The following is a 14,115-nucleotide window of genomic DNA, read 5'->3' on the forward strand; positions in this document are numbered from 1 at the left end:
CATGACGGACGCGGCCGTGCGGGAGAACCTGACCTACGAGCGGTTCGGGACCGCCGTGCGCGAGCTGGCGCAGACCATCGCCGACGACGGGTACGAGCCCGACATAGTGCTCAGCATCGCCCGCGGGGGCGTCTTCGTCGCCGGCGGGCTCGCCTACGCACTCGACTGCAAGAACATCCACCTGGTCAACGTCGAGTTCTACACCGGCGTCGGCACCACCCTAGAGATGCCCGTCATGCTCGCCCCGGTGCCCAACGTGATCGACTTCTCCGACAAGAAGGTGCTGATCACCGACGACGTCGCCGACACCGGCAAGACCCTCAAGCTGGTGCGCGACTTCTGCCTCGACACCGTCGCCGAGGTCCGCTCCGCCGTGATCTACGAGAAGTCCCAGTCCCTCGTGAAGTGCGAGTACGTCTGGAAGCGCACCGACGACTGGATCAACTTCCCGTGGAGCGTCCTGCCGCCCGTGGTGCAGCGGGCGGGGCAGGTCCTCGACGCCTGACGGACGCGTGACGGACGAACGAGAAGGGGCCCCGGCGTGCCGGGGCCCCTTCTCGCTGTGCCTGCGTGGCGCGCGGCCGCGTCAGAACGTGCCCAGCTTCACGATCGACAGCAGGGCGATCAGCTGGATCGCCGACGCGCCCAGGGCCTTCGGCCAGGGCAGGTCGTGGGAGCGGGAGACCATGAGGGTCAGCAGGGCGCCCGCGCCGATCCAGGTGGCCCAGCCGAGGAGCTGGACGAAGCCGGCGTCGCCGCCGAAGAACATGGCGAACACCAGGCGGGGGGCGTCCGAGAGGGCCGCGATCAGCATGGACAGGCCGACCGTGGGCTGCCAGGCGCCGTCGCCGCCGAGCTGGCGGGCCAGAGTGTGGGTGACCACGCCCAGGACGAAGAGGCCGAGCACCATCACGACGGCGGTGATCAGGACGATCGGCACGGCGTTGGAGAGCGTCGCGTTGATCGCGTCCGCGCGGGCGGTGTCGAAGCCGAAGACGGCGAGCAGGCCGTAGAGGAAGGTGACGACGAGGGCCGGGACCCACATCGTGTAGTCCCGCATGCGCAGGAAGGTCTGGTTCGGGGAGAGGACGATCCCCTTGAGGAGTTCCTTCCAGTGCAGCGGCGGGCCGATCGGCCCGGGCGGGGCCGCCGAACCGGCGTGGTAGGTCGCGCCCTGGGTGTAGCCGGAGGCCTCGTCGACGGAGAAGGCCTGGGTGTGGCCCGGGTTGTTGGCCGCGTACGGGTCGTGGCCGCCCTGTCCCGGGTGGCCGCCGTCGCCGAAGTACTCCGGCCCGTCGTCGCCCGGCCCGGGGTAGCCGTACGCCGGCCCCTGCTGCGGGTACGGCCGCTGCGGCGCCTGCGGGGAGCCGTACGACGGGCCCGCGGGCCGGCCGTACGACGGCCCCTGCTGTCCCTGGCCGTAGGGCGGCGGCGGTCCCGGCCGGCCGTACGACGGTCCCTGCGGCGCCTGCTGTCCCTGCGGGGTGCGGTTGTCACGGCCCCCGCGTCCGTTCCTGAATCCAGCCACGTCATCGAACGTACCTGGTCCCGGAGGGTGACGTGCCGGGCCCGGGCGTCCGGGCCCGGCTTTGCGGCCGACCTGTGACATCCCCTAAGGGACCGTCAGGGGCTGCTTCCGGGTGTTCCCGGAGTGTCGGTCCAGGAAGCCGCCCCCTGCCGTTGGTGCCGACGGCCAGGTCGGCCCTGCCGTCCCCGGTGAGGTCGCACAGCCGGACGGAGCCGCCGAACTCGGTGTACGCATCGGCCGGGCCCGCCGCGGTGGGGGCCCGGCCGGGTGTGCGTACGCCGGCTCAGTCCGCGAAGACGGCGCCGAACTGGGGCGAGCCCGTGGTGGAGACGCCCACGGAGCCGGCGGAGAGGCTGCGGGCGCCGGACGTGGTGATCTTCGTGCCGTTGGAGGGCAGGTAGGTCACCGAGCCGTCGCCGCCGTTCTCGTACGAGCCGACGACCAGGTCGGCCTTGCCGTCGCCGGTGACGTCGTCGAGCTTGACGTCGGCGCCGAACAGGTCGCTCTTCTCGTCGCTGCCGGGCACGCCGGCCGTGCTCTGGGCGAAGGACTGGGCGCCGGAGGCGGTGTTCACGCCGTCCTTGGAGCCGTACAGCACCGTGACCATGCCCGTGTCGGTGACCCCGTTGATGTCCTCGTCCGGGGTGCTGACGACCAGGTCCTGGAAGCCGTCGCCGTTGATGTCGCCGAGGTCGAGGTCCCAGCCGAAGCCGTCGCCCTTCTCGGAGGTGCCGGGGACGCTGCCGGTGTTCTGGCTGATGCCGGTGGTGCCCGCCGGGCCGTCGACGGAGCCGTAGGTGACGTTCACCCGGCCGCCGTCGGAGGAGTCCGGCACGGGGGTGCCGTCGTCGAGCTTGGAGTCCCAGCCGGCGCCGCTGACGATGTCGCCGTAGCCGTCGCCGTTGATGTCGCCGATCGCGGTGATGATGCCGGGCTTGAGGGCCTTGGCGGTCGAGCCGCTGAGGCCGCCGGCGGTGCCGGGCAGCCAGTAGTTGGTGTTCCAGCCGTACCGCGTCTGCGTCTCGAAGCCGTCGACCACCAGGTCGGTGCGGCCGTCGCCGTTGACGTCACCGGCGGTCAGGCTCATCGGGCCGTACGGGTTGTCGTTGGTGCCGGACTGGATGGGGGGCGTCACGGTGGTGAGGCTGCCGTGGCCGCCGGAGGTCGTGAAGCCGCCCCTGTAGAGGTAGAGGGTGCTCTTGGAGCTGCCGACGACCAGGTCGGCCTTGCCGTCGCCGTCGAAGTCGCCGGCGGCCAGGTCCTTGCCCCAGTAGTCGTGGGAGCTCGCGGCCGGGTCGGCCACCGTGACGCCCTTGCCGGTGAGACCGGTCGGGGAGCCCCAGAGGATGGCGACGGTGCCGCCGTCGGTGTCGGTGCCGACCTTCTCGCCGGGAGCGCCGACGGCGAGGTCGTCGTACCCGTCGGAGTTGAAGTCGGCGTAGGCGAGCTCGGCGCCGAAGTTGTCGCCCGCCTCGGAGGTGCCGGGGACGCCGGAGGTGTTCTGGCTGATGACGCTGCGCTGGGCCGAGGTGACGCCGGTGGCCGTGCCGTACAGCACGACGACCTGGCCGGCGCCCTTCTGGCCGTTGACGTAGGCGGTGGCCGCCTCGGTGGCGACGTCGCCGATGCCGTCGCCGTTGAAGTCGGCCTTCGCGACGTGGGTGGAGTCGGCGGCCGTGGCGGGCGAGGCGGCGAACGTGAGCAGACCGCCCGTCAGCGCGGCCGCGGTGGCCGTCGCGAGGGCGAGTCGGCGGTGCATGTGCATGCGGGTTCTCCTGCGGCATGCGGGGATGCCTGGCCGGCATCCGCAGTCGGTGGGCTGCGAACCGTCCGTGTCCACTCCGGCCTGCCCCGCGGTGTTCACGCGGGGTCGGCCCGGGGTTCACGAAGCGGTCGGCGTTCAGGAGACCGGCGCGGGGGCTCAAGGGTTGTACGTGAGTTGCATTCCCGCTGTCCCCAAGATCGCGAAGCGGCGGTGGACCCACAGGTGACCGGAGGTGGACCAAAGGTCAACCGCTAGGTGACTCCCTAGACCCACAAAACTCCAGGTCAAGAGCGGAATAGGTGAAAGGAGAGGCCCATATAAACCTCTACCGCTGTAGGGCAAACCGGGAACGGTGTCACCATCTTCATTCGTCACCGGCCGGCACCATCCACAGGGCCGCAATGCCCGGAGGAACGCCCACGGCCCGCCACCGGAGGATTCCAGCAACGGGCTGTGAACGGCGCTCAGGCACCTGGCTGCTTGGAGCCTCTGCCCAGTGCACAGTCACCCGATCCTCCGTGTTCGCGTTCCGGCCACGGCCGATGGACTTGGCAATGGTGATGCGGTCGACGAAGAACGCCAAGAAGCTACGCCGATCCTCCAGGCTCCAACTGCCCCACGTCGACTCCGGCCCCAGCGGGTCTCCCTCCGGGTCCGTCCACTCCGAGGGGATCGCGACCGTGCCAGCCTCGGCGGTCTCCAGTTCTTCCACGCGTCCGGCCGTTCGCGCCTCGTGTGCCGTCAACCGCTCCACGGACTCAACGAACATCTGGTCACCCACGGCACCCGCGTACAAGCCTGCCCGTCGGTCGACATATAGCGTGCGGAGCGCTTCCCGTACGTGCTCCAACTCGGCTCGGGCGGCGACCAGTTCGGCCTGTCGCTCGCCCGTGTCCGCTTGCGCTGCAAACCGGCGTGCGGCCTCGGCGAGCCATTCGAGTTCTTCGGGATCTTCGGGGTCCAGCGTTGTCAAGCGGGACCACACGGTACGGGCCACCACGTCGTCAGCGGCGTCCATGTTGATGGCCAGCCCACCGTGTCCCGGTACTGCGCCGGACTGGGCCCGGTTGCACCGATAGAGCTGCTTACCCTCCCTCCGGTCGGTCACCATAGACGACCCGCAGACGCCACAGAAGAGCATCCCGGCGCCACCCAACAGCGACGGCACGGAGCGCCCACCCTGACGGACCACCTGGGGCGCACGGCCGTCGAGTACGTCTTGAAGGCGCCACCAGTCATCCGGCGGAATGATCGGCTCATGCGCGGCCAGCGGTGCCCCTGAGTCGTCTCGCAGGATGACGCGCTTGGTCCCCTGGCGTTCGGCGGCGTAGCCGGCAAGGCGCGGGTCACGGAGGATGCGGAGCACAGTGGACGGCACCCACGTCGTACGCTCCAGCGGCTGGCTTACGCCTCGGGCCCGGCGGGCGGTCACACGCGCTGACATGTCCGCTGCTTTGGTCGGTACGCCCTCAGCGTTCAGCTTGCGAGCCATGGCCGACGCGGTCATGCCGCCCAGTGCCCAGGACACCATGTCGCGCACGTACGGGGCCTCAGCGGGATCAGGGACCAGCTTGACCACCACCAGTTCCCCGCGCGGCTCACGCGTCGACTGGAAGCCGTACGGGGCCATGCCGGACACGTGGCTACCTGCTGCCCTCAGCGTCTCTTTCGTCGCCGTGATGTACGCCGACTTCATGTCGGACTCTTGCTGAGCCAGCGCAGCGATAAGGCCGAAGATCGCGACGCCCATGGGGGTGGACGTGTCCAGGTAGGGCTCTTCCACACTGACGAGCAGCACGCCGTGTTTGGCCAGCTCCTCATTGATCAGCATGGCCTCGAGGGCACCCTGTCGAGTGAGGCGGGACAGCGAGAACACGACCACTGCGTCTACGTGCCCGGCGCGAACGGCGGACATCATCTCCTCGAACTCCGGCCGGACGACCTTGGGGTCCCAGCCGGATTTGCCGACGTCGGCGAAGTGGCCCGCGTTGTTCCAGCCTTTGGCCGTGATCAGCGCCTCGCACTTGGTCCGCTGTGCTTCGGGGGACGACGCGGAGTCGTCCTCACGCTTCTTTGACTGCCGGATGTAGGACACTGCGCGCACATGGTCCAGGTCAGGGGCTCAGCCGGAGCCCCGTTTGGTGAGAGGTGTCATGTGCCCAGTGTCGTGAAGATCAATGTGCTGACCGTTCCGGCCGAGCAGCGGGAGACTCTGGAGAAGCGGTTCGCCCACCGGGCGCACGCCGTGGAGGGCTCCGACGGGTTCGAGTGGTTCGAGCTGCTGCGTCCGGTCGAGGGCACCGACCAGTACCTCGTCTACACGCGCTGGCGGGACGAGGAGTCCTTCCAGGCGTGGATGGAGGGGCCGATGAAGGCCGCGCACCAGGGAGCCGGCGAGGAGAGCGGCGAGAAGCCGAAGCCCGCCGCCTCGGGTTCGACCCTGTGGTCGTTCGAGGTCGTCCAGCAGGCGAAGCCCAAGGACGCGTAGGGACGCAGGGGCGGGAAGGCGACGAAGAGGCTTACTCGGCCGCCGGGATCCGGCGGCCGTGGTCCTTGATCGACCGCTCGATCGTGTACGCGGACGCGGTGAACGTCTCGATCTGCTCCGCCGTCAGATCGCGTACGGAGATCTCCTCCAGCGTGCGCCACATGTCGGCGATGGGCTCGCGCAGGGCGCGGCCCGCGTCGGTGAGGCGGACGACCATGACGCGCCGGTCGTGCGCGGCCGGCTCCCGGGTGAGAAGCCCGGTGTCCTGCATGCGGCGCAGCGACTTGGAGACGGTCGAGTGGTCGAGGCCGACGCCCTCCTGCAGTTCGGACTGGGTCTGGCCGTCGCGGTCGAAGAGCTGCATCAGCAGCAGTTCCTGCCCCGGGTGCAGGTTCATGGCGCGGAGCATGGCGGCGGCGTGTCCGCGGTGGGTGCGGGCGAGCTGGAAGATGGCGTAGCTCAGGCGCCCGTCGCGCGCCGTGCTCGGGGGCCCGGCTGCGGGTTCGGTCATCGCTGCTCCTCGGGCGGCGGATGCGGGGTGGTCGGTGTACCCGGCCGCCGCCGTGGACGGTGGCCGGGTCCGGGGTGCTCAGCGGCGCTCCGGAGCGTATCCGGTCGTCAGGTCGGGGTGGGCCGGGGCCGGTGCGCCGACGGTGACGACATCGGCCCGGCCGTCGGCGAGGTCGTGGGTGCGGGCGGGAGGCCGGTGCTCGCGTGGTTCGGCACCAGTGCGCCCGGCCACAGTGCCGGCGGGTCCCGGGCCGGGGGCCGCAGGGCTCATCTGTCGGTGACGACGTCGGCCGGCCGTCGGCGGCGTCCTGGGTGCGGGCGGGGAGGCCGGCGCCGGCGTGGTTCGGCACCGGTGCGCTCGGCCACAGTGCCGGCGGGTTCCGGGTCCCGGGTCCCGGGCCGGTGGCCGCAGGGCTCAGCTTTCGGCGACGACGTCGCGGTCCGGCCGTCGGTGATGTCCTGGGTGCGGGCGGGAAGCCGGCGCTGACGGGGTTCGGCATCGGCGCGCCCGGCCACAGTGCCCGCAGGGACCGCATCGGCGCGCCCGGCCACAGCGTCCGCCGGCCCCGGGCCGGCCGCCGCAGGGCTCAGTCGACGGTGAGGACGAGCTTTCCGCGGCCGTGGCCGTCGTCGCTGACCTGCTGCGCCTTGGCCGCTTCGGCGAGCGGGTAGGTCGCGCCGACGGTGGTCACCAGCGCGCCGGAGGCGGCCTGCTGGGCGAGTTCCGCCAGTCGGGCGGCCGAGCGCCGCTGCGGACCCTCGGCGAAGACGATGCCGAGTTCGGCGGCGCGGAAGTCGGCGGTGGTGACGATCCGGTCGGTGCCGCCGCGCAGGGTGATGGAGTCCTCCAGCGCGCCCTTGCCCGCGGCGTCGAACACGGCGTCCACGCCCTCCGGGGCGATCGCGCGGACCCGCTCGACCAGGCCGTCTCCGTAGACCAGGGCGGTGGCGCCGAGCGAGGTGACGTACTCCTGGTTGGCCGGGCTGGCGGTGCCGATGACGCGGGCGCCGCGGGCGACGGCGAGCTGGACGGCGATGGTGCCGAGCGCGCCGGACGCGCCGTGGATCAGCAGGGTCTCGCCGGCCTTGACGTCCAGCAGGTCCAGGACCCGGTCGGCGCCGTCGCTCGCCACGGGCAGCGCGGCGGCGTGCGTCCAGTCCAGGCCGGCCGGCTTGGGGGCGAGGACGGCCGCCGAGGCCAGCGCGTACTGGGCGTAGGCGCCGGTGTCGGACCAGCCCAGCACCTCGTCGCCCACCTTCAGCCCGTCGACGCCTTCGCCGAGGGCGTCGACGACCCCGGCGATCTCACCGCCGGGGACGGCGGGGAGCGTGGTGGGGAAGATGGCCTCCATGATCCCGGAGCGGATCTTGCCGTCGACCGGGTTGACGCCGACGGCCCGGACGCGGACGCGGACCTGGCCGGGGCCGGGCTCGGGGACCTCGGTCTCCGCCTCGTGCAGGACCTCGGTGCCGCCGAACGTGTCGAAAACGATGGCCTTCATGACTGCTGTCTCCTTGGGTGAGCCGAGCTGGCGACCCGGATTACGTGGCCAGCCACATAAAAAGTAGCACCGATTATGTGGCTAGCCAAGTATTGAGGGTGAGGCAGTGTGATGAGGCGGTGCGAAGGGGCGACGGAACGCCGACGCCCCCCTGCCCGGGGTCGGGCAGGGGGGCGTCGGCGGTGCCGCGTGGGCCGGTTACTTCACCGGCTCCGGCTCCGGCTCGCTCTCGGTCGCCGGCTCGCCCGCCGGGTCGGCCGGCGTCTTGACGGAGTCCAGCAGCAGCTGGGCGACGTCCACGACCTGGACGGACTCCTTGGCCTTGCCTTCGTTCTTCTTGCCGTTGACCGAGTCCGTCAGCATGACCAGGCAGAACGGGCAGGCGGTGGAGACGATGTCCGGGTTGAGGGAGAGGGCCTCGTCGACGCGCTCGTTGTTGATGCGCTTGCCGATCCGCTCCTCCATCCACATCCGGGCGCCGCCGGCGCCGCAGCAGAAGCCGCGCTCCTTGTGGCGGTGCATCTCCTCGTTGCGCAGGCCCGGGACCTTGCCGATGATCTCGCGCGGGGGCGTGTAGATCTTGTTGTGGCGGCCCAGGTAGCACGGGTCGTGGTAGGTGATGATGCCCTCGACCGGGGTGACCGGGATCAGCTTGCCCTCGTCCACCAGGTGCTGGAGCAGCTGGGTGTGGTGGATGACCTCGTAGTCGCCGCCGAGCTGCGGGTACTCGTTGCCGAGCGTGTTGAGGCAGTGCGGGCAGGTGGCGACGATCTTCTTGGCCGACTTCGGCTTGCGGGACTCCTCGGTGACCTTGCCGTCGTCGTCCAGCTCCTCGCCGAACGCCGTGTTCAGGGCCATCACGTTCTCCATGCCGAGCTCCTGGAACAGGGGCTCGTTGCCCAGGCGGCGGGCGGAGTCACCGGTGCACTTCTCGTCGCCGCCCATGATCGCGAACTTCACGCCCGCGATGTGGAGGAGTTCGGCGAACGCCTTCGTGGTCTTCTTGGCGCGGTCCTCGAGGGCGCCGGCGCAGCCGACCCAGTACAGGTACTCGACCTCGGAGAGGTCCTCGATGTCGCGGCCGACGACCGGGATCTCGAAGTCGACCTCCTTGGTCCACTCCAGGCGCTGCTTCTTGGCCAGGCCCCAGGGGTTGCCCTTCTTCTCCAGGTTCTTGAGCATCGTGCCCGCCTCGGAGGGGAAGGCGCTCTCGATCATGACCTGGTAGCGGCGCATGTCGACGATGTGGTCGACGTGCTCGATGTCCACCGGGCACTGCTCGACGCAGGCGCCGCAGGTGGTGCAGGACCACAGCACGTCCGGGTCGATGACGCCGTTCTCCTCGGCGGTGCCGATCAGCGGGCGCTCGGCCTCGGCCAGCGCCGCCGCGGGCACCTGGGCGAGCTGCTCCTCGGAGGCCTTCTCCTCGCCCTCCATCGTCTTGCCGCCGCCGGCCAGCAGGTACGGCGCCTTGGCGTGCGCGTGGTCCCGCAGGGACATGATCAGCAGCTTGGGGGAGAGGGGCTTGCCGGTGTTCCAGGCGGGGCACTGCGACTGGCAGCGGCCGCACTCGGTGCAGGTGGAGAAGTCCAGCAGGCCCTTCCAGGAGAACTGCTCCACCTGGGAGACGCCGAAGACGTCGTCGTCGCCCGGGTCCTCGAAGTCGATCGGCTTGCCGCCGGAGGTCATGGGCTGCAGGGCGCCGAGGGCGGTGGAACCGTCCGCGTTGCGCTTGAACCAGATGTTCGGGAACGCCAGGAAGCGGTGCCAGGCCACACCCATGTTGGTGTTGAGCGAGACGACGATCATCCAGACGAACGACGTCCCGATCTTGATCATCGCGACGAGGTAGACCAGGTTCTGCAGCGTGGTGACGCCGAGGCCCTTGAAGGCCAGGACCAGCGGGTAGGAGGCGAAGTACGACGCCTCGTAGCCGTCCACGTGGTGCAGGGCGCCCTCCAGGCCGCGCAGCGTGTAGATGGCGAGGCCGATGGTGAGGATGACGTACTCGACGAAGTACGCCTGGCCGGCCTTGGAGCCCGCGAAGCGGGACTTGCGGCCCGGGCGGGACGGCAGGCTGAGCAGGCGGATCGTGATGAGGGCGAGGATGCCCAGGGTCGTCATGACGCCGATGAACTCGATGTACAGCTCGAACGGCAGGAAGTCGCCGATGACCGGCAGCGTCCAGTCCGCCTTGAAGAGCTGGCCGAACGCCTGCGCGAGGGTCGGCGGCAGCGTCAGGAAGCCGACGGCGACGAACCAGTGGGCGACGCCGACGATCCCCCAGCGGTTCATGCGCGTGTGGCCGAGGAACTCCCGGACCAGGGTCACGCTGCGCTGGTACGGGTTGTCGGTCCGGACACCGGCGGGCACGGGCTGGCCCAGTCCGAAGTACCGGACGAACTGGCCGATGGCACGGGCGAGCAGCGCAACGCCGACCACGGTCAGGACCAGCGACACGATGATCGCGGCGAGTTGCATGGGGGCTCCTGAGGCTGGCCTCGAGATTACGAGCGACATTACTAAGCGGTAACTTATGCAGTTCGTCTGAGACTACCCCCATCTTCCGTCGGGATGCAGCTCGGTGCGGGGTGATCTGGGTCGCTGAGGGGCCCTCGGTGGACGGTGCACAAGGCGATCAGATCATGTGACAGAACAATCGGATCGTGTTATTCGTCCCGAATTGCTGCATTCGCGCCTACCTTGGACCCGTGCTCTACGGGATCGCCGCGGCGTCCGCCGCCCTCATGCTCGCCGCCGTGCTCGCGGCGCTGCTCCGGGTGCCCGCGCTGCGCGCGGGGATCACGGACCGGCGCTGGCAGCGGCCGCTCCCGGTGCTGGGCGGGCCTGCCGTCGTCGCCGTCACCTGCCTGGTGGCCTGGGTGGGGCAGTGGACGAACGTGGCGCCGCTCGGCGAGGGGGTCGGCGGGCTGCTCGTCGCCGCCGCCGGGGTCGCCGTGCTGGGACTCGTCGCCGACGTCTGGCGGCTGCGGGCGCGGGTGCTCGTCGCGGGTACGGCGGTGGCGGCGGCCTGTGTGGTGCCCTACGACGAGACGGGTGTGGGGGGCGGGTTGCTGGCCGTGGGGTGGATCGTCTTCTCGTCGCTCGCCTTCAAGGGGCTCGACCACACCGACGGGCTGGCCGGGACGGTGGGCGTGGTCACCGCCTTCGGGGCGGGTGCCTGTGCCGCCGCCGAGGTGATGGACGGGCTCGCCGTGCTGCTCAGCGTGTTCGCCGCCGCCCTCACGGGCTTCCTGATGCACAACTGGCATCCCGCGCGCGTGGGCCTCGGGGCCTCGGGGGCGCTGTTCACCGGGTTCCTGCTGTCCTCGGCCGCGGTCTTCACGCGCGCGGGGTACGGCCTCGGGCAGAGCGCGGGCGTGTGGTTCTGCCTCGGCGCGGTGGCCGCCGCCGACTTCCTGCTCGTGCTCCTCACCCGGACCCTGTCCCGCCGGCCCCTGCTGCGGCGCGGTCCCGACCACCTCGCGCACCGGCTGCGGCGGCTCGGGCTCACCCCGCCGGGCTCCGTGGTGCTGCTGGGTGCCGCCTCCTTCTCCGCGGTGCTCGTGGGGGCGCTCGTGCACACCGGGTGGACCGGCGACGGGGCCGTGCTGTGGGTGGTCGGAGTGGTCGTGTTCACCGTTCTCGTACTCCTTCGCATCCCTGTCCAACCACCCAAACGGACGGTATCCACGCAGGTCAGCGGATCGTTGCGTGTAAGGAACGGATGAGACTTGAGTCTGCCCGGCTCAGGTCTGTTGACCCACGCCGTCTCCTCGTGCACACTTGAGTCTGTTCCACTCAAGTCAGCTGGAGGAATCAACCATGGCACGTGCGGTCGGCATCGACCTGGGCACGACTAACTCCGTCGTCAGCGTTCTGGAGGGCGGCGAGCCCACCGTCATCACCAACGCCGAGGGTGCCAGGACCACGCCGTCCGTCGTCGCCTTCGCGAAGAACGGTGAGGTGCTCGTCGGCGAGGTCGCCAAGCGCCAGGCGGTCACGAACGTGGACCGGACCATCCGGTCCGTCAAGCGCCACATGGGCACCGACTGGAAGATCCAGCTGGACGGGAAGGACTTCAACCCCCAGCAGATCTCCGCCTTCATCCTGCAGAAGCTGAAGCGGGACGCCGAGGCCTACCTGGGCGAGAAGGTGACCGACGCGGTCATCACCGTCCCGGCGTACTTCAACGACTCCGAGCGCCAGGCGACGAAGGAGGCCGGCGAGATCGCCGGTCTGAACGTCCTGCGCATCGTGAACGAGCCCACCGCGGCCGCGCTCGCGTACGGCCTCGACAAGGACGACCAGACGATCCTCGTCTTCGACCTCGGTGGCGGCACCTTCGACGTGTCCCTCTTGGAGATCGGCGACGGCGTCGTCGAGGTGAAGGCCACCAACGGTGACAACCACCTCGGTGGTGACGACTGGGACCAGCGCGTCGTCGACTACCTGGTGCAGCAGTTCAAGTCGGGCCACGGCGTGGACCTGGCCAAGGACAAGATGGCCCTGCAGCGCCTGCGCGAGGCGGCCGAGAAGGCCAAGATCGAGCTGTCCTCCTCCACGGAGACCTCGATCAACCTGCCCTACATCACGGCGTCCGCCGAGGGCCCGCTGCACCTGGACGAGAAGCTCACCCGCGCCCAGTTCCAGCAGCTGACCGCGGACCTGCTGGAGCGCTGCAAGACGCCGTTCCACAACGTCATCAAGGACGCGGGCATCTCGATCAACGAGATCGACCACGTCGTCCTCGTCGGCGGCTCCACCCGCATGCCCGCCGTCGCCGAGCTCGTCAAGGAGCTGACCGGCGGCAAGGAGGCCAACAAGGGTGTGAACCCGGACGAGGTCGTCGCCATCGGCGCCTCGCTCCAGGCCGGTGTCCTCAAGGGCGAGGTCAAGGACGTCCTGCTCCTCGACGTCACCCCGCTGTCCCTCGGCATCGAGACCAAGGGCGGCATCATGACCAAGCTGATCGAGCGCAACACCACGATCCCGACCAAGCGCTCCGAGATCTTCACCACGGCCGAGGACAACCAGCCGTCGGTGCAGATCCAGGTCTACCAGGGCGAGCGCGAGATCGCGGCGTACAACAAGAAGCTCGGCATGTTCGAGCTGACCGGTCTGCCGCCGGCGCCCCGCGGCGTCCCGCAGATCGAGGTCTCCTTCGACATCGACGCCAACGGCATCATGCACGTGACCGCCAAGGACCTGGGCACGGGCAAGGAGCAGAAGATGACCGTCACCGGCGGCTCCTCGCTGCCGAAGGACGAGGTCGACCGCATGCGCGAGGAGGCCGAGCGCTACGCGGAGGAGGACCACAAGCGCCGCGAGGCCGCCGAGACCCGCAACCAGGGGGAGCAGCTCGTCTACCAGACCGAGAAGTTCCTCAAGGACAACGAGGACAAGGTCCCGGGCGAGATCAGGACCGAGGTCGAGGAGGCCGTCGCCGAGCTGAAGGAGCAGCTCAAGGGCGAGGACACCGCCGAGATCCGCACCGCCACCGAGAAGGTCGCGGCCGTCTCCCAGAAGCTGGGCCAGGCGATGTACGCCGACACCCAGGCCGCCGCCGGCGGTGCCGAGGCGCCCAAGGCCGAGGACGACGTGGTCGACGCCGAGATCGTGGACGACGAGCGCAAGGACGGTGCCGCGTGACGGAGGAGACCCCGGGCTTTGAAGAGAAGCCCGACGTCCCCTCCGGCGCGACCCCCGACGACGCCGAGCCGAAGGCCGCTCCCGACAAGGGAGCGGCCCCGGCCGGGGACGTGAACGCAGACGCGGGTCTGGTGGCCCAGCTGGACCAGGTGCGCACGGCGCTCGGCGAGCGCACGGCGGACCTCCAGCGCCTCCAGGCCGAGTACCAGAACTACCGCCGACGGGTCGAGCGCGACCGGATCGCGGTCAAGGAGATCGCCATCGCGAACCTCCTGACCGAACTCCTGCCCGTACTCGACGACATCGGCCGCGCGCGGGAGCACGGCGAGCTGGTGGGCGGCTTCAAGTCGGTGGCCGAGTCGCTGGAGACCGTCGCGGCGAAGATGGGCCTGCAGCAGTTCGGCAAGGAGGGCGAGCCCTTCGACCCGACGATCCACGAGGCGCTGATGCACAGCTACGCGCCGGACGTCACGGAGACGACCTGCGTGGCCATCCTGCAGCCCGGGTACCGCATCGGCGAGCGCACCATCCGCCCCGCGCGGGTGGCCGTCGCCGAGCCGCAGCCCGGCGCGCAGGCCGTCAAGGCCGAGGGCGCCGAGGAGAACACCGAGGCGAAGGCGGCCGACGACAAGGAGAACGGTGGCCCGGAGGAGGGCTGACGTAATCACTG

At 70.2% G+C, this 14,115-nt stretch carries 12 protein-coding genes and 1 pseudogene; 5 read left to right on the forward strand and 8 right to left on the reverse strand.

Annotated features, from left to right (window positions below; translation table 11 throughout):
• The first annotated feature begins 1 nt into the window (after position 1).
• Positions 2-505 (forward strand): phosphoribosyltransferase, encoded by a 504-nt coding sequence (locus AQJ66_RS27490; protein ID WP_061927422.1) that lies wholly within the window; start codon positions 2-4, stop codon positions 503-505.
• Positions 506-586: 81 nt separating this feature from the next.
• On the opposite strand, the gene AQJ66_RS27495 is transcribed toward AQJ66_RS27490, so the two are convergent.
• The 4 genes and pseudogenes from AQJ66_RS27495 to AQJ66_RS27505 form a co-directional block, all read right to left on the reverse strand.
• A complete protein-coding gene (locus AQJ66_RS27495) occupies positions 587-1,609 on the reverse strand; it encodes a Yip1 family protein (protein WP_107119063.1) in 1,023 nt (340 codons plus the stop codon).
• Positions 1,530-1,739: pseudogene (locus AQJ66_RS41065) on the reverse strand (hypothetical protein); the annotation flags it as partial. The pseudogene AQJ66_RS41065 and the gene AQJ66_RS27495, both read right to left, overlap by 80 nt.
• Positions 1,740-1,811: 72 nt before the next feature.
• Positions 1,812-3,293, reverse strand: a complete 1,482-nt coding sequence (locus tag AQJ66_RS27500) for an FG-GAP and VCBS repeat-containing protein (protein WP_061927426.1) — start codon at positions 3,291-3,293, stop codon at positions 1,812-1,814.
• 364 nt (positions 3,294-3,657) lie between these two features.
• Positions 3,658-5,388: a recombinase family protein gene (locus AQJ66_RS27505; protein WP_061927428.1), complete on the reverse strand. Its 1,731-nt coding sequence runs from the start codon at positions 5,386-5,388 to the stop codon at positions 3,658-3,660.
• 60 nt (positions 5,389-5,448) lie between these two features.
• On the opposite strand from AQJ66_RS27505, the gene AQJ66_RS27510 reads away from it, so the two are divergent.
• A complete protein-coding gene (locus tag AQJ66_RS27510) occupies positions 5,449-5,781 on the forward strand; it encodes an antibiotic biosynthesis monooxygenase family protein (RefSeq protein ID WP_244162958.1) in 333 nt (110 codons plus the stop codon).
• Between the two features lie 31 nt (positions 5,782-5,812).
• Here AQJ66_RS27510 and AQJ66_RS27515 read toward each other — a convergent pair whose 3' ends face one another.
• The 4 genes from AQJ66_RS27515 to AQJ66_RS27525 all read right to left on the reverse strand — a co-directional run bounded on the left by AQJ66_RS27515 (position 5,813) and on the right by AQJ66_RS27525 (position 10,274).
• Positions 5,813-6,292, reverse strand: coding sequence for a MarR family winged helix-turn-helix transcriptional regulator (locus AQJ66_RS27515; RefSeq protein ID WP_061927432.1), 480 nt, complete (start codon positions 6,290-6,292; stop codon positions 5,813-5,815).
• A gap of 78 nt (positions 6,293-6,370) precedes the next feature.
• Positions 6,371-6,523 carry a hypothetical protein gene (locus AQJ66_RS39065; RefSeq protein ID WP_159052655.1) on the reverse strand — a complete coding sequence of 51 codons (153 nt, stop codon included), beginning with the start codon at positions 6,521-6,523 and terminating at the stop codon, positions 6,371-6,373.
• Between the two features lie 355 nt (positions 6,524-6,878).
• Positions 6,879-7,793: an NADP-dependent oxidoreductase gene (locus AQJ66_RS27520; protein WP_061927434.1), complete on the reverse strand. Its 915-nt coding sequence runs from the start codon at positions 7,791-7,793 to the stop codon at positions 6,879-6,881.
• Positions 7,794-7,991: 198 nt separating this feature from the next.
• Positions 7,992-10,274: a (Fe-S)-binding protein gene (locus AQJ66_RS27525; protein WP_061927436.1), complete on the reverse strand. Its 2,283-nt coding sequence runs from the start codon at positions 10,272-10,274 to the stop codon at positions 7,992-7,994.
• Positions 10,275-10,504: 230 nt separating this feature from the next.
• Between AQJ66_RS27525 and AQJ66_RS27530 the strand changes: the two genes are divergently transcribed.
• From AQJ66_RS27530 to grpE, 3 genes are all read left to right on the forward strand, one after another.
• Entirely contained in the window at positions 10,505-11,524 is a 1,020-nt protein-coding gene (locus AQJ66_RS27530; protein WP_061927438.1) for an MraY family glycosyltransferase, read from the forward strand.
• 94 nt (positions 11,525-11,618) lie between these two features.
• Positions 11,619-13,445 (forward strand): molecular chaperone DnaK, encoded by a 1,827-nt coding sequence (dnaK, locus tag AQJ66_RS27535; protein ID WP_061927440.1) that lies wholly within the window; start codon positions 11,619-11,621, stop codon positions 13,443-13,445.
• Complete coding sequence (gene grpE / locus AQJ66_RS27540; RefSeq protein ID WP_061927443.1) at positions 13,442-14,104, forward strand: nucleotide exchange factor GrpE; 663 nt, start codon at positions 13,442-13,444, stop codon at positions 14,102-14,104. Before dnaK ends, grpE begins: the two co-directional genes overlap by 4 nt.
• Positions 14,105-14,115 lie beyond the last annotated feature (11 nt).

It is taken from the genome of Streptomyces bungoensis (assembly GCF_001514215.1).
In the GTDB taxonomy this organism is placed as follows: Bacteria; Actinomycetota; Actinomycetes; order Streptomycetales; family Streptomycetaceae; genus Streptomyces; species Streptomyces bungoensis.

Coding starts and splice junctions, on each gene's coding strand:
- AQJ66_RS27490 (WP_061927422.1), top strand. CDS start 2: ATGACGGACGCGGCCGTGCGGGAGAACCTGACCTACGAGCGGTTCGGG.
- AQJ66_RS27495 (WP_107119063.1), bottom strand. CDS start 1,609: ATGTCACAGGTCGGCCGCAAAGCCGGGCCCGGACGCCCGGGCCCGGCA.
- AQJ66_RS27500 (WP_061927426.1), bottom strand. CDS start 3,293: ATGCACATGCACCGCCGACTCGCCCTCGCGACGGCCACCGCGGCCGCG.
- AQJ66_RS27515 (WP_061927432.1), bottom strand. CDS start 6,292: ATGACCGAACCCGCAGCCGGGCCCCCGAGCACGGCGCGCGACGGGCGC.
- AQJ66_RS27520 (WP_061927434.1), bottom strand. CDS start 7,793: ATGAAGGCCATCGTTTTCGACACGTTCGGCGGCACCGAGGTCCTGCAC.
- AQJ66_RS27525 (WP_061927436.1), bottom strand. CDS start 10,274: ATGCAACTCGCCGCGATCATCGTGTCGCTGGTCCTGACCGTGGTCGGC.
- dnaK (WP_061927440.1), top strand. CDS start 11,619: ATGGCACGTGCGGTCGGCATCGACCTGGGCACGACTAACTCCGTCGTC.